Source organism: Arthrobacter sp. Helios, from assembly GCF_023167125.1.
In the GTDB taxonomy this organism is placed as follows: Bacteria; Actinomycetota; Actinomycetes; order Actinomycetales; family Micrococcaceae; genus Arthrobacter_B; species Arthrobacter_B luteolus.
On sequence record NZ_CP095402.1, the window covers coordinates 3,591,396 to 3,612,677 of the forward strand.

21 protein-coding genes are annotated in these 21,282 nt (G+C 67.2%); 5 read left to right on the forward strand and 16 right to left on the reverse strand.

Features of this window, described 5'->3' with window-relative positions; translation table 11 throughout:
* Window positions 1-11: 11 nt before the first annotated feature.
* The 5 genes from ArtHe_RS16530 to ArtHe_RS16550 form a co-directional block, all read right to left on the reverse strand.
* Complete coding sequence (locus ArtHe_RS16530; protein WP_248317940.1) at window positions 12-1,370, reverse strand: dipeptidase; 1,359 nt, start codon at window positions 1,368-1,370, stop codon at window positions 12-14.
* Between the two features lie 2 nt (window positions 1,371-1,372).
* A complete protein-coding gene (locus tag ArtHe_RS16535) occupies window positions 1,373-1,816 on the reverse strand; it encodes a hypothetical protein (RefSeq protein WP_248317941.1) in 444 nt (147 codons plus the stop codon).
* Window positions 1,813-3,270 carry an APC family permease gene (locus ArtHe_RS16540; RefSeq protein ID WP_248317942.1) on the reverse strand — a complete coding sequence of 486 codons (1,458 nt, stop codon included), beginning with the start codon at window positions 3,268-3,270 and terminating at the stop codon, window positions 1,813-1,815. The genes ArtHe_RS16535 and ArtHe_RS16540 overlap by 4 nt, the downstream gene beginning before the upstream one ends.
* Before the next feature lie 150 nt (window positions 3,271-3,420).
* Window positions 3,421-4,923, reverse strand: a complete 1,503-nt coding sequence (locus ArtHe_RS16545; protein WP_248317943.1) for an MFS transporter — start codon at window positions 4,921-4,923, stop codon at window positions 3,421-3,423.
* Window positions 4,924-4,978: 55 nt separating this feature from the next.
* Window positions 4,979-5,794, reverse strand: a complete 816-nt coding sequence (locus tag ArtHe_RS16550) for a serine hydrolase (protein WP_248317944.1) — start codon at window positions 5,792-5,794, stop codon at window positions 4,979-4,981.
* 38 nt (window positions 5,795-5,832) lie between these two features.
* Between ArtHe_RS16550 and ArtHe_RS16555 the strand changes: the two genes are divergently transcribed.
* Window positions 5,833-6,810 carry a LysR family transcriptional regulator gene (locus tag ArtHe_RS16555; RefSeq protein WP_248317945.1) on the forward strand — a complete coding sequence of 326 codons (978 nt, stop codon included), beginning with the start codon at window positions 5,833-5,835 and terminating at the stop codon, window positions 6,808-6,810.
* Window positions 6,811-6,833: 23 nt separating this feature from the next.
* Here the strand turns inward: ArtHe_RS16555 and ArtHe_RS16560 are convergent, their stop codons facing one another.
* From ArtHe_RS16560 to ArtHe_RS16590, 7 genes are all read right to left on the reverse strand, one after another.
* Window positions 6,834-8,435 (reverse strand): D-aminoacylase, encoded by a 1,602-nt coding sequence (locus ArtHe_RS16560; RefSeq protein WP_248317947.1) that lies wholly within the window; start codon window positions 8,433-8,435, stop codon window positions 6,834-6,836.
* The gene (locus ArtHe_RS16565) at window positions 8,435-9,202 is read right to left on the reverse strand and encodes an amino acid ABC transporter ATP-binding protein (RefSeq protein ID WP_066299680.1); all 768 of its coding nucleotides are present in this window, start codon (window positions 9,200-9,202) and stop codon (window positions 8,435-8,437) included. Before ArtHe_RS16565 ends, ArtHe_RS16560 begins: the two co-directional genes overlap by 1 nt.
* Window positions 9,195-10,145, reverse strand: coding sequence for an amino acid ABC transporter permease (locus tag ArtHe_RS16570; protein WP_066299682.1), 951 nt, complete (start codon window positions 10,143-10,145; stop codon window positions 9,195-9,197). Before ArtHe_RS16570 ends, ArtHe_RS16565 begins: the two co-directional genes overlap by 8 nt.
* Window positions 10,132-11,037, reverse strand: a complete 906-nt coding sequence (locus ArtHe_RS16575) for an ABC transporter substrate-binding protein (RefSeq protein ID WP_248317949.1) — start codon at window positions 11,035-11,037, stop codon at window positions 10,132-10,134. The genes ArtHe_RS16570 and ArtHe_RS16575 overlap by 14 nt, the downstream gene beginning before the upstream one ends.
* A gap of 173 nt (window positions 11,038-11,210) precedes the next feature.
* The gene (locus tag ArtHe_RS16580; protein ID WP_248317950.1) at window positions 11,211-12,086 is read right to left on the reverse strand and encodes a LysR substrate-binding domain-containing protein; all 876 of its coding nucleotides are present in this window, start codon (window positions 12,084-12,086) and stop codon (window positions 11,211-11,213) included.
* Between the two features lie 116 nt (window positions 12,087-12,202).
* Window positions 12,203-13,249 (reverse strand): quercetin 2,3-dioxygenase, encoded by a 1,047-nt coding sequence (locus ArtHe_RS16585; protein WP_248317951.1) that lies wholly within the window; start codon window positions 13,247-13,249, stop codon window positions 12,203-12,205.
* Window positions 13,230-14,240, reverse strand: coding sequence for an alpha/beta hydrolase (locus tag ArtHe_RS16590; protein WP_248317952.1), 1,011 nt, complete (start codon window positions 14,238-14,240; stop codon window positions 13,230-13,232). Before ArtHe_RS16590 ends, ArtHe_RS16585 begins: the two co-directional genes overlap by 20 nt.
* 141 nt (window positions 14,241-14,381) lie before the next feature.
* Between ArtHe_RS16590 and ArtHe_RS16595 the strand changes: the two genes are divergently transcribed.
* The 4 genes from ArtHe_RS16595 (at window position 14,382) to ArtHe_RS16610 (ending at window position 18,228) form a co-directional block, all read left to right on the forward strand.
* Window positions 14,382-14,822 carry a helix-turn-helix transcriptional regulator gene (locus ArtHe_RS16595; RefSeq protein ID WP_066299691.1) on the forward strand — a complete coding sequence of 147 codons (441 nt, stop codon included), beginning with the start codon at window positions 14,382-14,384 and terminating at the stop codon, window positions 14,820-14,822.
* A gap of 14 nt (window positions 14,823-14,836) precedes the next feature.
* On the forward strand, window positions 14,837-15,244 hold the full coding sequence (locus ArtHe_RS16600; protein WP_248317953.1) for a VOC family protein: 408 nt from the start codon (window positions 14,837-14,839) through the stop codon (window positions 15,242-15,244).
* A 47-nt stretch (window positions 15,245-15,291) separates the two neighbouring features.
* Window positions 15,292-15,897 (forward strand): class I SAM-dependent methyltransferase, encoded by a 606-nt coding sequence (locus ArtHe_RS16605; RefSeq protein WP_248317954.1) that lies wholly within the window; start codon window positions 15,292-15,294, stop codon window positions 15,895-15,897.
* A 303-nt stretch (window positions 15,898-16,200) separates the two neighbouring features.
* Window positions 16,201-18,228 carry a sialidase family protein gene (locus ArtHe_RS16610; protein WP_248317955.1) on the forward strand — a complete coding sequence of 676 codons (2,028 nt, stop codon included), beginning with the start codon at window positions 16,201-16,203 and terminating at the stop codon, window positions 18,226-18,228.
* Window positions 18,229-18,330: 102 nt separating this feature from the next.
* On the opposite strand, the gene tatA is transcribed toward ArtHe_RS16610, so the two are convergent.
* Genes tatA through ArtHe_RS16630 form a run of 4 tightly spaced genes read right to left on the reverse strand, consistent with a single transcriptional unit; the run spans window position 18,331 to window position 21,278 of the window.
* On the reverse strand, window positions 18,331-18,633 hold the full coding sequence (tatA, locus tag ArtHe_RS16615) for a Sec-independent protein translocase subunit TatA (protein WP_248317957.1): 303 nt from the start codon (window positions 18,631-18,633) through the stop codon (window positions 18,331-18,333).
* Window positions 18,630-19,643, reverse strand: coding sequence for an alpha/beta hydrolase (locus ArtHe_RS16620; protein ID WP_248317959.1), 1,014 nt, complete (start codon window positions 19,641-19,643; stop codon window positions 18,630-18,632). Before ArtHe_RS16620 ends, tatA begins: the two co-directional genes overlap by 4 nt.
* Window positions 19,640-20,314, reverse strand: coding sequence for an N-acetylmannosamine-6-phosphate 2-epimerase (locus tag ArtHe_RS16625; protein WP_248317961.1), 675 nt, complete (start codon window positions 20,312-20,314; stop codon window positions 19,640-19,642). The genes ArtHe_RS16620 and ArtHe_RS16625 overlap by 4 nt, the downstream gene beginning before the upstream one ends.
* Window positions 20,307-21,278: an ROK family protein gene (locus ArtHe_RS16630; protein WP_248317962.1), complete on the reverse strand. Its 972-nt coding sequence runs from the start codon at window positions 21,276-21,278 to the stop codon at window positions 20,307-20,309. The genes ArtHe_RS16625 and ArtHe_RS16630 overlap by 8 nt, the downstream gene beginning before the upstream one ends.
* Window positions 21,279-21,282: the final 4 nt, after the last annotated feature.

Below are 21,282 nucleotides of genomic sequence, written 5' to 3' on the forward strand. Positions count from 1 at the left end.
CACTGCCGGAATCACACATTCCCTGAGCGGCCCTGGTCGGCGTAACGCCGCAGGAAAAGGACCTCGGTCAGGGCCATGTGCTCGATCTCGCCCGGGTCCACGCTTTCGTTGGGAGCGTGGATGAGGGCCTGCGGTTCCTCGACACCGATCAGGATGATCTCCGCACCGGGGTACGTCTGCTCGAACACGTTGCACAGCGGGATGGACCCGCCCTGCCCCAGCTTCGCCAGCGGCCGCCCGTAGGCCTCCTGCGCGGCGGCTGCCATGGCCTGGTAAGCCGGCCCGTCGGTGGAAGCCTCGAACGGAGAACCGGTTGCCTCGACATCCACCGTGACGTGGACACCCCAGGGAGCAGCGTCCTGCAGATGCGCTATGAGGGCCGGCTCCGCGGCGTCGGGCGCAGTGCCCGGCGGAATCCGGAGGTTCAGCCGGGCGGCCGCCCGCGGAACGATGGCCGCAGCCGAGCCGAGGACCGGCGGGCAGTCGATGCCAAGAATTGTCAGCGCCGGACGCGCCCACAGCATGTCGGCGACGCTGCCGTCGCCGAGCAGGGAGACCCCGTCCAGCACGCCGGCATCGGTGCGGAACTGATCAGCCGCGTAGGGCGCACCCGACCAGGACCGGCTGTTGTCCAGCCCTTTGACCGTGGTGTTCCCGCGCTCGTCACGGAGGGTGGAGAGGATGGCCACGAGCGCGGCGAGGGCATCAGGTGCGGGCCCGCCGAACATCCCGGAATGGATCTCGGTGGCCAGGGCTTCCACTGTGACGACGACGTTGACCATGCCGCGCAGGCTGACGGTGGCGGCCGGATAGCCCACTGCGGCGTTGCCGGTGTCGCAGACGAGAATCGCGTCGGCACGCAGGAGATCGGGGTGGGCTTCAACGAAGGCCTCGAGCCCGCCGGTGCCCTGCTCCTCCGAGCCTTCGACCACCAGTTTGAGGTTGACGGGGACGTCCTGGCCCAGGGCACGCAGGGCGGCCAGGTGCATCACGATGTTCCCCTTGCAGTCGGCGGCGCCTCGCCCGTACCAGCGGCCGTCTACCTCGGTCAGTTCGAAGGGCGGCGTCCGCCAGGCACCGTCGTCGAGAGGCGGCTGGACGTCATAGTGGGCGTAGAGCAGTACGGTGGGAGCCTGCGGATCGGCGCAGGGCCGGGACCCAACCACCACCTTGCTGCCGTCCGAAGTCTGTTCCAGGCGGGCATCGGCGAAACCGAGGTCCGCGAACCTTTCCCTGACCCACCCCGCGGCGCGCTCGCATTCTTCGGCGGGGAACTGGCGGGGATCCGCCACGGACCGCAGGGCCACAAGTTCGGTCAGTTCCTCATGGGCCTGCGGCATCAGCTGCGCCACGTTCTCCCGTGCGTCCATGCTCAGCCTCCCGTGTTTTCGGTCTTGAGTTCCTCGATGGAGGCTTTGAAATCGTCCAGATGCTCGGGGCAATAGACCTCGATGATGAGCAGCTGCCCCTTGACCGCGCGGCTTTCGGAAATGATCGGCCGCGCGCCGGGCCCGGTTGCCCCGTTGGCCAGCATCGAGTTCAGGGTTGCCCGGCTGAGCGCGGCGTTCGGATTGGCGCAGGCCGCACCGCCGTCGTCGCCCAGCACACGGGCCACCTGATCCTGGTCTGGAGCGGTTTGGCCGGATGCCTCAACCAGGGCAATAAACCGCTCCGCTTTCTCTTCTGCCTGGCGGTTGTTCCTGGCCGTGTTGAACGCCAGCAGCGCCCATACCGCCAGCCCGGCGAGGAGCACACAGGCCGTGATGTAGATCCAGGTGCGCTGGCGTTTGGGTTCATGCTCCGCTGGCGTGCTCACGAGTCCACCTCCGTGGCTGCGCCCTGCTTCCAGGACGGCTTCCGGAACCGGTAAAAGAGGAACGGCACCAGCAAGCCAAGGCCGAGGGCACCGCCGCCCACGACCAGGACGTAGATTCCTGGATTGCCGGACGCGAACTGCGACGGCGGGACGAACCCGACCAGCAGTGCGGCCAGGGAGGCAGCGAAGCCCACCCCGCACAAGCCCAGCAGCATGGGAGCCCGGAAACCGCGCGGGTGGTCGGGTTGCTTCCGGCGCAGTCGGACGGCGGCAACGAACATCAGCAGGTACATGATGAGGTAGACCTGCGTCGTGATTACGGAGAAGATCCAGTAAGCGCTGGAGACGTTTGGGAGCAGCGCGTAGGCGAGGCCGATGACCGTGGTGACGATTCCCTGGACCACCAGGATGTTCTGCTGGACGCCGTTCTTGTTCAGTTTCTGCAGGAACGGCGGCAGATACCCTTCCTGCCGGGAGATGAGCAGCAGCCCCTTGGAAGGCCCGGCCAGCCAGGTGAGCATGCCGCCAAGGGAGGCGGTGACCAGCATGATGCCGACGATCGGAGTCAGCCATTGCCAGCCAAAATTGGCAAAGACCGCGTCGAAGGCCTGCATCACCCCTGCGGTGAGGGACAGCTGCTCGGCGGGGACAATCCAGCTGATTGCCAGGGCCGGCAGGATGAAGATGGCGAGCACCAGGCCCATGGCCAGGAACATGGACTTGGGGTATTCCTTGTCCGGGTTCTTCAGCGAGGACACATGGACAGCGTTCATTTCCATTCCTGAGTAGGACAGGAAGTTATTGACGATGAGCACGAGGCTGGAGAGTCCGGCCCAGGCCGGGAGAAGATTCTCAGCGGTCATTGGCGCGGCAGAAACGTTGCCCTGGCCGAGAAAGACGATGCCGAGGGTGACGAGGACGACGCCGGGGACCAGCGTCCCGATGATCAGCCCGCCGCTGGCGAGCCCGGCCACACCCTTGGTGCCGCGGGAGGAAACCCAGACACCGGACCAATAGACGACGATGATTACGCAGGCCGTCCACACCCCGCTGCTGGCGAGCTGGGGATTAATGACGTACGCCAGCGTGCTGGCGACGAACCCCAGGAGACTGGGGTAGTAGAAAATGGTCATCGCGAACTGGCACCACACCGCAAGGAAGCCCATCGGTTTGGAGATGCCCTCCGACACCCACTTGTAGACGCCGCCGGTCCAGCCCGAGGCCAGCTCGGCGGAAACCAGTGAGGTGGGGAGCAGGAAGACGATCGCCGGGACAATGTAGAGGAAGACACAGGCCAAGCCGTAGACAGCCATGGTGGGCGCTGCCCGGAGACTGGCCACTGAACTGGTGGTCATCATCGCCAGCGCGATCCAGGAAATCCACTGGGTGTTGGTCGGGCGGGTGCGGGCGGGCGGCGGCGGTGCGGTTCCGTCCGGCGGTGCGTCGGCACTCACGTTGCTTCCCGAAAAATCGCTCGCTTACTCATGAGTGCCTCCGTTCGACGATGGCAAATCAGGGATGTGGCTCAAGTATGAAACCCGGCACCCCGGGGCACTAGCCGCAGTGCCCGTAATGGCCTGACAGGGTCCGTTATTGGGGCGCGCTCAGCGGTCCTGTTCCGTAGCCGCCGGTGTCGCCGAGGTCGGCAGCGTGAAGGTGGCGGCTGCGGCGGAGGCCGCGGCGTCGTGCACTGTGCCTTTCACCCTGCGGTGGCGCGCGATGACGAAGGCCATCAGGACTCCGATGAAGCTGAAGACTGCCATCGCCCACGACGCCGCTGCCAGCCCGGAGGCGAGGGCGTCGCCAGCTGATGCCCCGTCCGCCGTCCTGGCCCCGATGACGTTGCCGTAGATGGTGGCGGCCAGCGCGGTGGCAACCGCAGCGCCCACATACCGAGCCATGTTGGATACGCCGGAGGCCCCGCCCACCTGGTTCTCCGGGACGGCAGCGGTAGCTGCCGACGACGCCGGGCCGTTGGACAGGCCCATGCCGACGGCAATGGCGATCAACGGAGCCAGGAACAGGGAATAGGCCCACGATTCGTGGACGAAACCCACGATCACGAAACCAGCCGTCGTCAGGGCGAAACCGAAGCCGATCGTTTGCCGGCCGCCGATCTTCGCCGCCATCCTGGGCACGAACGGGGCAACCACCACGAGCCCGACCGTTGCCGGAAGCATTGCCAGCCCGGCTTGAAGCGGGTTGAGGCCCAAGGTCGCCGGATCCTGGAAATAAAGGCTCAGCAGGTACATCAGGGCGTTGATGGTGCCTGCCCCGATGAGGATGGCGATGGTCGAGCCGACCAGGACGCGGTTGCGAAGCAGGGCGAGGTCCAGGAGCGGAACGGCCACCCGCCCTTCGACGAGGATGAAGGCATAACCGGCGGCGATGGAGACCGCGAAGCAGCCGAGAGTGGCGGGGGAGAGCCACCCCCACTCCCCGCTTTGGGTGACGCCGAGGATGAGGGGGGTGAGGGTCAGGGCAATCAAACCGGTGCCGGCGTAATCGATCGTCCGCGGCCGGTTCGGGTCCCGCGACTCGGCAACGGTTGCCGCTGTCAGCAGCACGCACAGTGCGGCGATGCCAGCGTCGATCCAAAAAAGCCCCTGCCAGCCTGTGGCGTCAACCAGCAGGCCCCCGGCCAACGGGCCGGCCGCAGCGCCGACAGCCGCAGCCGCACCCCACAGGGACACTGCCCGCAGCTGGGCGTCGCCGGAGTTCGCAACTGACAGCAGACTCAGCCCGCAGGCCAGGATGGTTGCGCCGGCCGCTCCCTGGATGAGGCGGCCCGCAATGACCATCCCGCCCGAGCCGGCAAGCGCAATCATGACGCAGGACACGATGAACAGCAGCAGTCCGAGCTGGAATATCCGCCGGCGTCCGAAAACGTCGCCCAGCGATCCCGAGGTGACGATCACGGCCGCGCCAATCAGCGAGTAGCCGGTTACCGCCCACTGCAGGGTCGTCACCGGCATTCCGGTATCCGCGGAGATTGCCGGCAGCAGGATGCTGACTGCCGAGGTATTCGCGTTCACCACCAGGGTGGAGATACAGGTGGCTGCGAGCACTCCGCCCGTCCGGCTGCTGATCTTTGCGGCGTCGCTCATCGCCTGGTCCTTCCCGTCACCGGCCCGGCACCGTGCGCCTCCCACCTACGGTAAATCAGGCGTCAGCCGGGAGCGAGACAGTCAGCGCAGACTGCACCGCTGAAGCGACAGACCGGATCGCTTCCAGGGCCTGCTCCTGCTCGTAGCCCTGGGTACAGACGGCAAGCACATAAGAGCCGGCAGCGCCCGGGGTCCCAACGAACGCTACGTCGTGGTGAATGCCGTCCACCCAGCCGGACTTGCTGCCCCAGTCGGCGGCGGCGGGCAGAGCGCTGCCAATCACGGGATGCTCCTGGCGGCGCAGCTGCTCGAGCATAAACCGGGTGCCGGCCGGTCCGGCCGCTGCACCGGAAACGATGGTGTGCATCATCCGGGCCAGATCGGCGGCCGTCGTTTCGTGCGTGAACCCGGCATCCCGGGCGGGATGATCGCTGATGAGACGCTCCAGGCGCGACGACGCCGCCCCGCAGAGCTCAAGGGCTTCTGCCGCCGCTTCCATGCCGGTCAGTTCCAGGACCATGTTGGTTCCGGAGTTGGAGGAGGCATAAACCATCCGGCCCAGGGCTTCGGCCAGGGCAATGGTGCTGCCGGCCGGCGGCATCCCCTGGTCTGTCTCTGCGGGTTCGAAGACGAAGTCCCCGGCGCCCGGAACGCGGCTGGGGAACCGGTCCTTCACCGTGACCGGCTGCTGCAGGCTGAGCTGGCCCGCATCGATCTGCCGCACGGCAGCGATCAGGACAGCGAGTTTGATGGTGCTGGCGGAGTAGAAAACGGTATCGGCACCGCGGGAAGCCAGCACCCGGCCTGCCGCGTCGACGGCTTGGTAGGAGAGCTTTGGAACGCCGTCGCTGTAGGCGGAACTCACGGGCATGGCGAAATGCTCTCATATGGCCGGGACAAGGCGGAATAATGGCGGGCATGCTGTCCTTCGCCCGCTTGGTCGCCCTGCTCGAAGTCTCCCGGACGGGCAGCATCTCCGCTGCCGCCAAACGGCTGCAGCTGACGCCCTCCGCGGTGTCGCACCAGATCTCGACGCTCGAGCGCGAGCTGGAGACCCGGCTCATCGAGCGGGGCCCCCGGGGTGTGTGGCTCACCGCCGCGGGCAGCCGGCTCGCGGAGTACAGCGAGTCCGTCGCGGAGCTGATGCAGCGGGCGGAGCAGGAAATCCGGGAGCTCGGCGGGGGCGAGCGCGGCCGCCTGAGCCTGGGATTCTTCGCCTCGGCCGGCCTTGAGCTGGTGCCCACTGCCCTGTCCGCGTTTATGGCCGGACGTCCCCACGTTGAACTGAACCTCATTCCCGGCCAGCCCCATGAGCTGGTCCCGCGGCTGCTCAGCACGGAACTCGACGTCGCCGTCGTTTTCGACTATTCGGCGGGACCCCCCAAGACCAGCCCGGGCAGGACACCGAAGGTCACCTATGAACCGCTGCTGGTGGATCCGCATTTCATTGCCGTCCCCCCGGGCTACCGGCCCCGCGCCCGGGGACTGATCAGCATCGCGGACCTCTCCGGCGAGCAGTGGATCGCCACCGAGGGAATGGATAACGAGGTGGCCCTCGTGGACCGGATCTGCGCCGCGGCCGGCTACACGCCCAACGTCCGCTGCCGGACGGACCACTACGACGTCACCCTGGGCATGGTCTCGGCAGGCATCGGTTTTGCCCTGGTGCCGGCGCTCAGCCTGGGACCGGTCGCGGAACGCAGCCGGGTGCCGCTGCGCACACTGTCCACCCCGCATCCGTCGGCACGGCACATCCGGGCCGCCACCCGGGCGGACAATCCCAATCCGCTGGTGCCCGCCTTTATGGAGCACCTCCGGGACACCGCGCAGCGGCTGGATGCGGAGATGCGGCAGCTTGCGGCGGCCGTCGACGCCGCGTCCTCCTGACACGGTGTCCCGGTTCTGCACCGCTAGGGCCGGCGCCGCACGGCGACGCCCGGAGCTGCGCCGGTCAGCTGCTGGCCGCGGAGCACCTCCTGCCCGGCGACGAAGACGTGCTCGATGCCCAGCGGCAGCTGCAGCGGGTCGGTGAACGTTGCCTGGTCCGTCACGGCCGCCGGATCAAAAACGACGACGTCGGCCACGGTTCCGGGGGCAAGCAGGCCCCTGCCGGCCAGCCCGAACCGCTCGGCCGGCAGTGCTGTCATCCGCCGGACGGCGTCCTCGAGGGAGAGCAGGCCGAGTTCACGCACGTACCGGCCCAGGATCCGCGCGAAGGTACCGGCCCAGCGGGGGTGCGGTTTGCCGTCCCGCGGCACACCGTCCGAGCCGATCATGGTGCCGGGGTGGGCCAGCACGCGCTGCATGTCCGCCTCATCCATGGAGTGGGAAATGATGGTGACGGCTCCGGATTCGGCCAGCAGCAGGTCCGCCACGAAGTCCACCGGGTCCTGCCCGGCCTGCGCCGCGAGCTTGGCGATGCTCTGCCCTTCGGCTGCCGGATGCCGCGGAGCGCCGGCGACGTCGATACGGTCCCAGCCACCGTTGCCGATGGTGTTCTCCCAGCCGGGTTCACCGTGTTCGATGGAGGCCCGCATCCGCTCCCGCTGCACCGGTTCTGCCAGCCGGGCCAGCAGGGCCTGGAACCCGCCGGCTGACGCCCACGGTGGCAGCATCGCGTGCAGGGACGTACTGCCCGCCACATAGGGATACACGTCGCAGGTGACGTCCAGGCCTTCCGCCCGTGCAGCGTCCATCATGGCCAGCGTCGCTGCGGACTTTCCGACGGCGTACTTGCCGGCGGTTTTGTGGTGCGAAACGTGCAGGGTCGTGCCGGACTGCCGGGCGATTTCCAGCGCTTCGTCCAGGGCTGCTTCCACGCCGCTCATCTCGTCCCGCAGATGCGTCACGTAGGGCGCCCGGTGCCTGGCTGATATCCGGCCGAGGGCGATGAGCTCCGCGGTGTCAGCGTAGGTTCCCGGCGGGTAGATCAGCCCGGAGGACCATCCCGCCGCCCCGGCGGCCAGGGCCTCGTCGAGCAGCGTGCACAGCCGGCCGGTTTCCTCCGGCGCTGCGCTGCGCTGGGCGAAGCCCATAACCGCCGCGCGGAGGGTCGAATGCCCCAGCAGCGACGCGATGTTGTTGACGCGTGCGGCATTGTTGTGACGCTCGGCGAAGCCGTCCATGCCGGGAACCGGATCGCCGGCCGGGCCGAGCAGTGCGGTGCAGAAGTCCCGCAGGCCCGCGGCATGCGCGCCGTCCTGGGCGGCGGGGAAGAGGGAGTAGCCGCAGTTGCCGGCAATTTCCGTGGTGACGCCCTGCCGTGCCGCGGCCCAGGCCAGGTCCGGGGGAGTGGGGCGGGGATCCAGGGCGGTCGCATCGGAGTGGGTATGCACGTCGATGAATCCCGGGCTGACCACCAGACCGGTCACGTCGAGAACGGCCGCGTCCTGCGGGTCGACGGTTCCCGGCGGCACCACGCGCCCGTGGGACAGGGCGACGTCGGCAGGCACGGCAGGGGCCCCGCTGCCGTCGACCACCAGTCCACCGCGCAGCAGGTAAACGCCCGGCACTAGCGGACCCTGGCCAGGAAGTCGGCGGTGCGCTGGTGCTGCGGATCGGACAGGACCTGTTCGGCACTGCCGGACTCCACAACGACGCCGTCCGCCATAAAGATCACCCGGTCGGCGACCGTCCGGGCGAACGACATCTCGTGCGTGACCACCACCATCGTCATCCCGGAGTCCGCCAGGTCCTGCATCACTGCCAGCACTTCACCCACCAGCTCCGGGTCCAGCGCCGAGGTTGGCTCATCGAAGAGCATCAGCTGGGGTTCCATGGCCAGCGCCCGGGCGATGGCCACGCGCTGCTGCTGGCCGCCGGAGAGCTGGGCCGGGTGGAAATGCATCCGATCCCCGAGCCCCACGCTGGTCAGCAGATCCTCGGCGCGGGCTACCGCCGCCGCACGCGGTTCACCCTTGATCTTCCAGGGGCCTTCCACCACATTCTCCAGCGCCGTCATGTGCGGAAAGAGGTTGAAGCGCTGAAAGACCATGCCGATGCCCTGGCGTTGGCGCCGCAGGTCGTCATACCGGCGCTCCAGGAGTGTTCCGTCAGGCTGTTCCACGAACCCCAGCAGCTCTCCGTTGATCCACACCCGGCCGGAATCGATGGTTTCCAGACGGTTGAGGCAGCGCAGCAGGGTGGTTTTGCCCGAGCCTGACGGGCCGATGATGCAGACAACCTCTCCGGCGGAGATGGAGAGGTCAATTCCCTTGAGGATGTTGTTCTCCCCGAAGCTCTTCCGGACGGAGCGGGCATGGACAATCAGGTCATTCATGGCGCCCTGGCTTTCTGAGGGATGACGGGGAGAGATTTGCCAGTACTTTGCTCCGTACGGGAGTTCTGCCGTCAAAGCCTTTGGAGTACTTCTTCTCGAGGAAGTGCTGGCCGACGGTGGCCACCGTGGTCAGGACCAGATACCAGATGGACGCGACAATCAGCATCGAGATCACCTCGAAATTGCCCAGATAGATCCGCTGCACCACCGTCATCAGGTCGGAGCCGGCGATGATCGAAACCAGCGAGGAGGTTTTGAGCATTGAAATGAACTGGTTGCCGGTGGGCGGCAGGATGATGCGCATGGCCTGGGGCAGGATGATCCGGCTCATGATGCGGCCCCGGGACATGCCCATGGCCTCGGCAGCTTCACGCTGCCCGCTGTCAACCGAGAGGATGCCGGCCCGGATGATCTGCGACATGTAGGCCCCCTCGTTGATCGCCAGGCCCAGCAGTCCGGCTACGAAGGGCGTGATGATGGACGCCTCCACGCCAAAGAGCTTGGGCCCGCCGAACGGGATGCCGAACTCCAGCCGGGGGAAGATCACGCCGAGGTTGAACCAGAAAAGCAGCTGTACCAGCAGGGGCGTGCCGCGGAAGAACCAGGAGAAGGCGCCGGCGACGAGCCGGAGCACCGGGTTTTTGGACAGCTGCATAACCGCAGCCACCAGTCCGATGACGATCCCGATGACCATGGAGATGGTGCTCAGGGCGATGGTCACCCACAGGCCCTCCAGGACCGGCCCGGCGGTGAGGGAGCCGGCCACCACGTCCCAGTGGATGTTCGGAGTCACCACCAGGACGTAGAGGACCCACAGCCCGAAAACCGCGGCGGCCGCACCGCCGATCCAGCGCCCCCACGCGGGTGCGCGCCGGGCATTGAGCGGAAGCTCCGCGGCGTCCGTGCGCGCTGAATCCGAGGTGTCGGTATTACTGGCCGGCATTGATTTCAGCGGTCTCGACGGCGGCACTGGACACTCCGTACTTCTCCAGCAGGGCCTGGTACCGGCCGTCGTCGATCAGTTCCTGCAGGGCGGCCTTCACCGCGTTGGTCAGCTCCCGGTCGGCTTTGTCCACGGCGATGCCCCAGGGGCCTGCCTCGTACTGCTCTTCCAGCACCTCGTACTTGCCGGACTTGGCCGCCAGCTCGGCGGCGACCGGGTAGTCGACCACGGTGGCGATGGCCCGGCCGGTGTCCAGCTGCAGCAGCCCGGTGGGAGCGTCCTCCGACTCCGAAATGGTCATCGGAGTGCTGCACTCGGTCTCCGAGTAGTCCTGCAGGATGGCGAGGTTCGAAGATCCCTTGGCTCCGACCACATTCGTTCCGCACAGGTCGGCGATGCCGGTGATGCCTTCCGGGTTGCCCTTGTTGACCATGATGGCGCCGCCAGCAACGAAGTAGTCGACAAAGTCGACTGCCTGCCGGCGTTCCTCGGTGTCGCTCATGGAGGAGATAGCCAGGTCCCACTGGTTGGACTGCAGGCCGGGAATCAGGCCGGGAAAGGAGGCATTGGTGATCTCGAACTTCAGCCCCAGCTGCCCGGCAATCAGCTCTGCCAGTTCCGGATCCACACCGATCAGTTCGGTGGTGCCTTCCTTGTACATCTCCATCGGGGGATACCCCTCGGCGGTCGCGGCCTTCAGGACTCCCTTCTCGCGGAGGTCCGCCGGAACCAGGCTCTCGGCTGCTGCGCCTGCGTCCACGGAGGCGGAAGCCGAGCTGCCGCCGTCGGCTGCCGGGGCCGCGGACCTGCCGCATCCGGTTGCCGTGACCAGCAGAGCGATCATGCCGATGCTGGCTGCTGCCCGTCCGAATCCTCTGGATTTCGCCTTCATGACTCTGCCTGCTTTCCTAGGTCTTCCTGTCCGGCCCGGCCCAATGCAGCGCGGTGCGTTGCAAGGATGCTTCCAGCCAAACCGGTGGACCACAATAATTTTCATGAATTAGATGCCTGGCATCGATTTATGTCATATCGGAGGACAGATCATTCAGGCCGCGGACCGCAGGTTCAGGAATTTGCCAGCGCTGTTGCCAGACCAATGAATTGATCCAGCGCCGGTGAGGTCTTGCCTGACCGGAGGAACAGTGTGGTGGTGGCCGGCGGCGCGTCTTCGATCGGGATAAAGCGAAGTCCCGGGCGGTCGTACGTGTCTGCTGCGGCAGTTCCGGCGATATTGACGCCCAGGCCGGCGCTGCACAGTTCCAGGACCTCTTCGAAGTTTCGTGCAGCGGCCAGCATCCGCGGTGCACCGCCGACGGCGTCCAGTGCGCCGAACCAGCGGGTGGATGCTTCCGCGTCCCGGACGCTGATAAAGGTTTCCTCAGTCAGATCGGCCAGCTTCACGGTTGCCCGGCCGGCCAGTGGGTGCTGTTCGGAGGCGACGAGCACGCAGGGTTCCTGCCAGAGCGGGACAGACCGAAATTTGGGAGGCAGCTCAAGGCCGAGGTCGATGATGAAGGCACAGTCCACCTCGTTCTTTTCCAGCGCATCAAAGCAATGCAGGAATCCCAGCTGCCGGATGTCCCACTGCACCCTGGGCATCTGTTGAGCAGCGGCAGCCATGATGGTGCGGAAGCCGGTGCTGGAGACCATTAGGCCCACCCTGAGGTGGGCTTCTTCCGCTGCCTTCTCACCCCACTCCAGGACTTTGTCCATCGCTGCGGCCGCTTCCTGCGCCAGGGGAAGCAGCCGCTGACCGTAGTCGGTTAGCTCCACAGTGCGTGAGGAGCGGTGGAACAGCGGGTGGTTCAACCGGCCCTCCAGGTTTGAGATCTGCTCGCTGAGCGCCGACGGGCTCAGATGCAGCTGCGAGGCCGCCCGGCCAAAGTGCAGTTCCCGGGCCACGGCTAAGAAACACCGGAGGTGATGAATGGTGAGGTCCATAGTGCTGCTCGTCTGTTTGGTGTGGTCCTGCCACAAGTGGCGGGTTTGGACCTATCCTGCCAGCAGGGCCCGGGGCGGCACGGCAGGCATCACGGCAGCGTGGACCAGCCAGACCGCTACAGTCCGGCGGCCCGGACACGTTCCGGCGGACCGCCCACGACCACCAGGTCCAGATCCGGGGTGCTCTGGATCCCGCGCATAACCACGGACGGGTCGATCAAGCCTTCGGTGTGCACGAACTCATCAGTGGGTACACCCGTGACATCGAAGAACGGCTCGAAAACGTCCGACGTGAGCAGTCCGAGCATCTGGGTGTTGTGGGCAGCGATCGCAAAGCTGTGCACCGTTCCGGCAGGAGCATGCAGGAAGTCCCCAGCCGTGAGGAGAAGCTCCTGGCCGTTGACCCAAAGCCAGATGCGTCCGGTGAGGCAGAGGAAATTTTCGGTGTGCTGCTGGTGGAAGTGCCGGATGATGTAGGGCTGCGGGGCGGCGAGGGTGTTGACCGCGAAATACCGGCCACCCGTGGTGCGGCCCCGGGCCGCGTAGGCGTTAAGGGAGTCGGGCCACCCGCGCCGGTCACCTCCGCGGGAGCGGACGAAGTACCCCTCCTCCGCTGCTGGAAGGGTTTCGTCCCAGATCTCCTGTGCGGCGACGCGCGGCAGATCATGCAGTTGGGCGGTGCCGGGCAGATACAGTTCGCCTGTTCCTTCCGTCGAATAGACGTGGCGGTCCACGGTCCGGCGCGTTCCGGTGAGCGCGTCAAGCGCCCCGGAGGGGGCGGAGAAGAACAGGAGCCTGGTCATGTGGGACAGCATCCGGTAGGCCACCGGAGCCCCTTCGGGGACGTGGATGGAGTCCCCCGGCACCAGGATCCGGGATTGCCCCGAGAGCCAGAACTGTACGCTTCCCTCGATAACGAAATAGGAGCGCTGATGTGACGGAAGGCTGTGGAAGGGCGACTCCGCCCCGCGCGGACCGAGGATGTAGGCGGCATCGAACAGCCCGCCGGTGTCGGTTCCTCTGGCAATGACTGTCCATAGCTGGCCATCGCATTCGTAACGCAGCCCCTCGCCCGAAGCGAGGTAGTAGGGGACGGGCTCACCGGGCAGGGCATTCACAACGGGCGCGAGCCCCTGCATGGTCTCAAGATTGGTACTGGTCAAGGGGTTTTCCTTCCGTAGATTCTGCTGTTTCAGCGAAGAGATGGCGGCGGAAGAAAACCTCGATGTCTTCGAAGGCGAACACCGTCTCCTTCAGGTCAGGTTGAGCCGAGGTGCGGCGCAGGGAGGGGGTTGGTTCCTCGGCCAACAGCCGCCCGTCGTCCATGACCCCGCTGAGCTGCACGTCCAGCAAGCCGGGCGGATTGAGGAATCCGTGCCGGTAGCCATCGAGAAGGTGAAGCTCGCTGGAAGCGCCGGCTGCGGTGAGGGCCTCATGCAGCAGCTCACTCTGCCGGTGGGAAACCAGGACGTCACCGGTGCCGTGGGAGATCTGGAACGGAGGAGCGGCCGCACTGATCCAGCTGAGTGGGCTGGCATACCGTGCGAGGTCCGGTAGTCCGGCCGGGTGGCCTCCCAGAAGCCGGGCCTCGGGCGACGATGCTCCGTTCATTCTCGGGATAGCGGCCTCAGCTTCGGCGACCACGGCGGCCAGGTCAACCGGACCGTAGGATTCAGCCACAGCCTGCACGGAGGCATCAGCCTCGCCCTCTGGTGCAGGTTCGCCGGGGAGCTGGGCAAGGTGACCGGTGAGTCCGGCCAGAGCAGCTAAGTGTCCGCCCGCCGAGGCACCCCACACCCCGACTGCGCACGGATCCAGGCCGAACCGTTCAGCACCGGCACGCAGGAAGCGGATGGCCTCGCGCACATCGAAGAGCTGGGCGGGGAAGAGTGCTTGCCCGGACAATCGGTATTCGATGCTGGCCACGGCGCACCCGGTGGCTGCGGCATGCCGGGCCAGGTCCGGTGCCAAGGCACGGTCGCCGGTGAACCAGCCGCCGCCGTGCAGCCAGAGCACCACGGGTACAGGGCCCTCAGCCCGCGGCGGATGGTAGAGGTCCAGTAACAGGTCACCGGAAGGCCGGGAGGCAAAGACGATGTCCGCCTCTACGCGGGCTCCTCCGTCATTGGAGGTCTCTGGAGCGGACAGGTTCATAAGTCCATCCTGTGGGGAGGGGACGGCGGAGGCCAGCGGGTTCTTCCGCAGACCCGTTCGGTGGTTCCGAACGATGGGCGGACGGTCAGTGCCTGCCGTACCCCCTACCGCTGTCCCCTCCCGCGGGCCTAAAGTAGCCGCATGCCCACCCGTGCACCCCATGAACAGCGCCTGCGCGATCTCGTGGTGCTGCGGAGGGTCAGGGATCGGATCGACCGGGAATACGCGCAGCCGCTGAATGTGGAGGCGCTCGCACGCGACGCACACCTTTCCCCCGGGCACCTCAGCCGGGAGTTCAAGCGGGCCTTCGGCGAAGCACCGTATTCCTACCTGATGACCCGGCGGATCGAACGGGCCATGGCACTGCTCCGCCGCGGCGACCTCTCCGTCACCGAGGTGTGCTTCGCCGTCGGCTGTTCCTCGCTGGGCACGTTCAGCACCCGGTTCACCGAACTGGTGGGTGTGCCGCCGAGTATCTACCGGCGCGAGCATGCTGAGTCGGTGAACGGGATTCCCGCCTGCATGGCCAAGAGGGTCCTCAAGCCGGTCAGGAATCGAGAAGCGCAGCCCGCGGCCCGGTAACTATCGTTACCGGCATGAACCTCAACATACACAACAGTTTCCTGCCCCAGACCGACCCCGATGAGTCCCTGGCCTTCTACCGCGACGCCCTGGGCTTCGAAGTACGGAACGACGTCGGCTATGAGGGAATGCGGTGGATCACCGTAGGCCCCGCCGACCAGCCGGAAGTCTCCGTGGTCCTCTACCCGCCGTCGGCGGATCCCGGCATCACGGAGGAGGAGAACCGGATGATCGCCGAGATGATGGCGAAGGGAACCTTCGCCACGATCGTCCTGGCCTCGCCCGATGTTGACGCTGCCTTCGACAGGGTGCAGGCCGCCGGTGCCGAAGTCATCCAGGAACCGACCGACCAGCCCTACGGCATCCGCGACTGCGCATTCCGCGATCCGGCCGGCAACCAGATCCGCATCAACGGGGTCTAGGCCTGGCCCCAGGACTTCTATCACTGCTGGACGCGTAGGCTTGAGGGGTGCGCAAAGAAACCCTGTGGGAAGCCAAAAAACGCCAGAACCCGGAGCATTCAGCCTGGTACATCGAACGCTTCGAGAAGATGCGGGAGCAGGGTGCCGACCTGGCCGGTGAAGCCCGGCTGATCGACGCCATGCTGCCGCGCGGAGCCCGGATTCTCGACGCCGGCAGCGGCCCGGGCCGGGTGGGCGGGGAACTCGCCCGCCGCGGACACGACGTCGTCGGTGTGGACGTGGATCCGGACCTGATCGCAGCCGCGAAGAAGGATTTCCCGGATGTCCCCTGGTTCACCATGGATTTGGCCGAACTGGACCTGCCCGCTGCCGGGATCGACGAGCCGTTCGACCTGATCGTCAGCGCCGGCAATGTGATGACCTTCCTCGCGCCGGGAACCGCCCCCGAGGTCCTGGCACGCATGCGCGGGCACCTCGCCCCCAACGGACGCATCGTGGCGGGCTTTGGAGCCGGCCGCGGTTATGACTTCGGGACGTTCTTCGAGGACGCCTCGGCGGCCGGGCTGGTTCTGCAGCAGAAGTTCTCCACCTGGGACCTGCGCCCGTTCGACGTCGAATCGGACTTCCTGGTCGCCGTGCTGGGACGCCGCTAGAAACACCGGCCGTTCGGAGCCGGGAAGCCAGCGGGGGCCGGGGAGTCCGCGGAGGCATCCCGGCCCACCCGGGGCCACTTCGATCGGCAGTCACAACAACTTTCGGTTCCCCGACTCCAAAAACCACGGACTCCATTGCTCCTAGTGAGACGCATCACTACGGTTGTAGGATGTCCAACGTTGGATTTCGTCAGGCTGTGCAGCACTGCAGCGGTGACTGTCCGGGGGAGGGCTGGCTCTGCCGCCGGTTTGGCGGCAGAAGCCCCAAGCCGGTGCCCGTGCCGGCCCACTGAAAGGACCGGAATGTCCCGAACATATCGCCGAAGGCCCTTCAAGCGCCTGAGCGCCGCTGCCCTGGCCGGCGTTGTAGCCCTCTCCGGAATGCTGGTGGCGGCAGTCCCCGCTGCGGCGGCTCCCACCGACCCGCCGGGGACGTTCAGCGAGCAGAACCTTGGCTCAACTGTGGTCAGTCCGTTTGCTGCCTACCGCATCCCCGCGCTCAGCTACCTCGGCGACGGCGTGGTGGTCGCAGCCTGGGACGGACGGCCCACCAACGCCGCGGACTCACCGAACCCCAACTCGATCGTGATGCGCCGCAGCACAGACGGCGGCGCCACCTGGGACACCCAGCGAACCATCCTGGCGGGCTTCGCGGACGCGGCCAACAACGGCACGGGCAAGTACGGCTACAGCGATCCCAGCTTCGTCTACGACGCCGAGACCGGAAAGCTGTTCCTGTTCTCGGTTTATTCCAAGAACACCGGCTTCGGCAGCGGTTCGTTCGGCAACGATGACGCCAACCGCAACGTCCTCAGCGCCCAGGTCACCGAATCCAGCGACGGCGGCCTCACCTGGGGGAAGCCCCGGCTGATCACCACCGTGGTCAAGCCCGGCGCCAGCACCACCAACCCGCAGCCCGGGGACGTGCGCGCCATGTTCGCCAGCTCCGGCGAAGGGATCCAGCTGCGCTACGGTGCCAACGCCGGCCGGCTGGTCCAGCAGTTTGCCGGTGACATCCGGCAGGCTGACGGCACCAACGCGATCCAGGCCTACAGCGTGTACTCCGATGATCACGGTGCCACCTGGGTCAAGGGTGCCAACGTGGGCACCCGGATGGATGAAAACAAGACCGTGGAGCTGTCCGACGGCCGGGTCATGCTTAACTCCCGCTCCAACAACGCCGCGGACAATGCCCGCAAGGTGGCCATCTCCACCGACGGCGGCGCCACCTATGGGCCCGTCACCCTGGACACGGCCCTGACCGATCCCGCGAACAACGCGGCCATTGCCCGGCTCTTCCCGGATGCTCCCGCCGGCAGCGAGGACGCGAAGAAGCTGATCTTCACCAATGCCGACCATCCGGACAACCGGCAGAATGTTTCCGCCCGGGTCTCCTGCGACGACGGCGCCACCTGGGGAGTTCCCCGCACCATCCGCTCCGGATTCTCCGCCTATTCCACCGTGACCCGGCTGGAAAGCGGGCAGGTCGGTGTGCTCTATGAATCGAACTACAGCAACGGGATTGTATTCGCCAATTTCAGCGACAGCTGGCTCAACAGCTGCACCCCGGCCCCGGCGCCCAGCACCACCACCATCGCCGGGGTGGAGATCTCCGGGACCCGCATCGATACCTCCCGCGACCTCGCGGCCAACCCGTACACCGCGGGCCAGGCAGTCAGCTACAGCTTTACCGTGACCAACAAAAACACCGGCACCGTCGCCGTCGCCCCCACCGCAGGCAACTTCGCGCCGCTGACCGCTCCGGGCACGGGCAACTGCCGCTACCTCTCGCTGGCTGCGGGGGCGTCCTACACCTGCAGCACACCGGCCCATACGGTGACGGCGGAAGAAGCCGCCGATGGCTACTTTGTGCCGGATACCACCTGGTCCGTTTCCGGTGCTGCCACCGGCACCGACAAGGTGCTCGGCTATCCGGTTGCGCTCAAGTCCGGAATCCAGGCTCCGACGGCGGCGGTCGCCGGGGTAACCGTCACCGGCAGCCGCACGGATACCGGGCGGAATGTCACTGCCAACCCCTATACCGCGGGTGAATCGGTTCCGTACCGGTTCGCGGTCAGTAACACCGGGACTGCGACGGCGTCCGTAACCCCCGCGGCCGGCAACTTCAGTCCGTTCCTGCCGCCCGGAGCGGGCAACTGCCGGTATCTGGGCCTGGGTGCTGGTGCCAGCTACACCTGTTCCACCCCGCAGCACACGGTGACCGCCGCGGATGTAACGCGCGGCTATTTTGTCCCGGACACCACCTGGAGCGTTGCCGGTGCGGGCAACGCAGCAGGGCGGCTTCTGGGTGAGCCGGTGCGGCTGAAGTAGAGCGCTCCGGCTGAACCCAAAGAAACAGAAAAGACTCCGGGGCTGCCGGTCACCAGTGGTGACCGGCAGCCCCGGAGTCTTTGTTGCTGGGTTTGCCGGGGGCTAATCCCTGGGGTGCGGCACTCCGGCGGGCGGCACCGGAGCGCCGGCCGGGGGTGTGGAGGCCGGGGGTGTGGAGGCCTGGGCGGTGCCGGCCGCAGGAACCACCGGCGGAATGACGGCGCCGGTCACGGGGTCCGTGACGGGTGCCGACGGGCCGTCCTCGTCCTTCAGCTGCCGCACCTCGGACTTGAAGATCCGCAGGGACTGGCCGACGCTGCGCGCCAGGCCGGGGAGCTTCGGTGCACCAAAAAGCAGGATCGCCAGAACGACGATGATGACGATGTGCCAGCCTTCGAGCCTCATAACAGTGAACCTTCCGCGGGGGTATTGGGGGTGGGGGTGGAAATCGTTGGGGAAACCGGCCTTGGCAGCGCAGCAGGCAAAGCCGCACCGTGCAGTGCCCGGACCAGCGCCTGGTCCCGGTCTCGCAGGCACTGGCTGCCCACTGAGGATTCCGGGCAGTTCAGTTCAAAGCCGTGATACACGCCCGGATAAACGTGCAGCTCGGCCGCAACGCCGGCCTGGAGCAGCCGCAGCGCAAAGCTGATGTCCTCGTCCCGGAACAGATCCAGCTCACCGGTCTGGATCAGGGTGGGCGGCAGTCCGGACAGATCCTGTGCCAGTGCCGGCGCAGCGTACGGCGAGGCACTCCCGGCACCGGCACCCAAATAGCAGTTCCAGGCGAACTGGCTGTGGGCCCGGTTCCAGGTGGGAATCCCGGTGAACTCGCGGGCTGAGCCGGAGCTGTGGGTGGGGTCGAGCATGGGGTACATCAGATACAGGTACGCGGGTGAGGGACCCTGCTGGTCCCGGTTCAGCAGCGCCAGCCCTGCCGCCAGGCCGCCGCCGGCACTGGAACCGGCCAGGGCTACGCGCTGCGGATCCACGCGGAGCTCCTCTGCGGAGGCGAACAGCCACTGCAGACCCGCCAGCGCGTCCTCCAAGGCGGCCGGATACGGATGCTCCGGTGCCAGCCGGTAGTCCACTGCCACCACTACGGTGTCCGTCCGGGAGCACAGGGCAGAGCAGTACGCGGTATCCAGCTCCACGCTGCCGGCAATCATTCCGCCGCCGTGGAGCCAGTACACCGCCGGGTGCGGTCCCGGGCCAGGCGGAGTGAACACCCGCAGGGCAAGGCCGTCCGCCGAGATGTCCCGGACCTCCACGCCCGCAGCGGCCACCGCAGCTGACGGCGCGGCGGCCCGGGCACGGAACTCCGCCAGCTCACCGGGCGTCACCGGCGGCGGAAACGCCTCCGAATACGCCAGGCCCGGCAGGAGCTCCGGGTCCACCCGGTCCCGAAAAGAGATCACGGAACCAGGGCGTCCGCGAACCAGCTGGTGATGGTGGCCGGATGGGTGATGGCGGTACCCACGACGATGGCGAACGCGCCCGCCTGCAGCGCGGCCGCACCCTGGGCCGGGGTGTGGATCCGGCCCTCGGCAATAACGGGCAGGCCCAGATCCAGTGCCATGAGCTCCTGCAGGAGTTCCAGGTCCGGTCCGGAGGTTTTCTCCCGCTCACCGGTATATCCGGCGAGGGTGGTGCCGATAATGTCAGCGCCTGCCTCGGCGGCTGCCACGGCGTCGGCCGCTGACCCGCAGTCGGCCATCACCAGGGCGGGGGAGTGCTTGTGGACACCGGCGATGGTCTCCGCCAGGGACAGTCCGTCCGGACGTCCGCGGCGGGTCCCGTCCAGCGCCACGATGTGCGCGCCGGCGCTCGCACAGGCCAGGGCGTGGTGCAGCGTGGGAGTGATGAAAACGCCGTCGTGCCCGTCTTTCCAGAGTCCGATCACAGGAACTTCGACGGCGGAGCGCACCGCCTGGATGTCACTGATGCCCTGCACCCGCACGGCCGCGGCACCGCCGGTGACCGCGGACTGTGCCACCTGGGCCATGGTGCGCGGATCACGCATTGGCTCGCCGGGGTAGGCCTGGCAGGACACGATCAGGGAGGAGCGGAGGGCTTCGAGCTTAAACATGGGTGCCTTCGGTAACAGGGAAGAGAATCAGGGCCCGGCGGGCGGCACCGCGGATCGCTGCCGTCTCGCCCAGCTGTGCGGGAACTATCCGCAGGTTCGCCAGCGGGGGGAGCAGTTCCCGGCGGGCTTCGGTTTCCATCCGGTCCCACCAGAGCGGGCCCGCGAAGGCCAGTCCGCCGCCAACCACAACGACGGCGGGATCCAGGATGTTGGCCAGCCCGCCGATCGCGGATCCGGCAGCAGCCGCACCGCGGCGCAGGGCCTCGGAAGCGGTTGGATCGCCGTCGGCCGCGAGACGGTAGACAGCGCGGGTGTCCTCCGCCCCTCCGCCCTCTGCAGCGCGTCCGCCCAGGCGCCGGTAGAGCGCGTGGATTCCCGGCCCGGAGGCCACGGCTTCCACATGCCCGGCACCGGCACAGCTGCAGGGCAGCGGCGCCCCCGCCTCATAGGCGAACGGGGACGCAAAGTGGCCCACATGCCCGGCCGTGAAACTGGCGCCTTCGATGCATTCGCCGTGCAGTACATAGCCGCCGCCCACGCCGGTGCCCATCCCGATGAACAGGACGCTGGGCACCCCGGCCCCGGCACCGAGCCAGCTCTCGCCGAGCGCATGGGCGTGGACGTCGTTCAGGGCGGTGGCGGGCAGGCCGGTCAGCGCGGAGAGTTCAGCCGTCAGCGCTGTTCCGGCCCACCCGAGGATGGCGTCGGTGGCGGATACCACCACGCCGCGCCCGGAGTCGATCACACCGGCCGAGCCGATGCCCAGCGCGTCGACGTCCAGGCCGCGCCGGGCCGCCTCGCGCTGGAGGGACCGGACCAGGACGGCGGTATTCTCCAGCACCGCTGCAGCGCCGGACTGCGCGGGGGTGGCGGCGGTGGAGGAGAACACAACGTTCCCTCCGCCGTCGACAATTCCGCCCGCGGTCTTGGTGCCGCCCAGGTCGATCCCGATGACGTGGCGCATGGAA

Coding starts and splice junctions, on each gene's coding strand:
- ArtHe_RS16570 (WP_066299682.1), bottom strand. CDS start 10,145: ATGCCGGCCAGTAATACCGACACCTCGGATTCAGCGCGCACGGACGCC.
- ArtHe_RS16545 (WP_248317943.1), bottom strand. CDS start 4,923: ATGAGCGACGCCGCAAAGATCAGCAGCCGGACGGGCGGAGTGCTCGCA.
- ArtHe_RS16555 (WP_248317945.1), top strand. CDS start 5,833: ATGGCGGGCATGCTGTCCTTCGCCCGCTTGGTCGCCCTGCTCGAAGTC.
- ArtHe_RS16630 (WP_248317962.1), bottom strand. CDS start 21,278: ATGCGCCACGTCATCGGGATCGACCTGGGCGGCACCAAGACCGCGGGC.
- ArtHe_RS16530 (WP_248317940.1), bottom strand. CDS start 1,370: ATGGACGCACGGGAGAACGTGGCGCAGCTGATGCCGCAGGCCCATGAG.
- ArtHe_RS16595 (WP_066299691.1), top strand. CDS start 14,382: ATGCCCACCCGTGCACCCCATGAACAGCGCCTGCGCGATCTCGTGGTG.
- ArtHe_RS16575 (WP_248317949.1), bottom strand. CDS start 11,037: ATGAAGGCGAAATCCAGAGGATTCGGACGGGCAGCAGCCAGCATCGGC.
- ArtHe_RS16550 (WP_248317944.1), bottom strand. CDS start 5,794: ATGCCCGTGAGTTCCGCCTACAGCGACGGCGTTCCAAAGCTCTCCTAC.
- ArtHe_RS16565 (WP_066299680.1), bottom strand. CDS start 9,202: ATGAATGACCTGATTGTCCATGCCCGCTCCGTCCGGAAGAGCTTCGGG.
- ArtHe_RS16580 (WP_248317950.1), bottom strand. CDS start 12,086: ATGGACCTCACCATTCATCACCTCCGGTGTTTCTTAGCCGTGGCCCGG.
- ArtHe_RS16600 (WP_248317953.1), top strand. CDS start 14,837: ATGAACCTCAACATACACAACAGTTTCCTGCCCCAGACCGACCCCGAT.
- ArtHe_RS16610 (WP_248317955.1), top strand. CDS start 16,201: ATGTCCCGAACATATCGCCGAAGGCCCTTCAAGCGCCTGAGCGCCGCT.
- ArtHe_RS16625 (WP_248317961.1), bottom strand. CDS start 20,314: ATGTTTAAGCTCGAAGCCCTCCGCTCCTCCCTGATCGTGTCCTGCCAG.
- ArtHe_RS16590 (WP_248317952.1), bottom strand. CDS start 14,240: ATGAACCTGTCCGCTCCAGAGACCTCCAATGACGGAGGAGCCCGCGTA.
- tatA (WP_248317957.1), bottom strand. CDS start 18,633: ATGAGGCTCGAAGGCTGGCACATCGTCATCATCGTCGTTCTGGCGATC.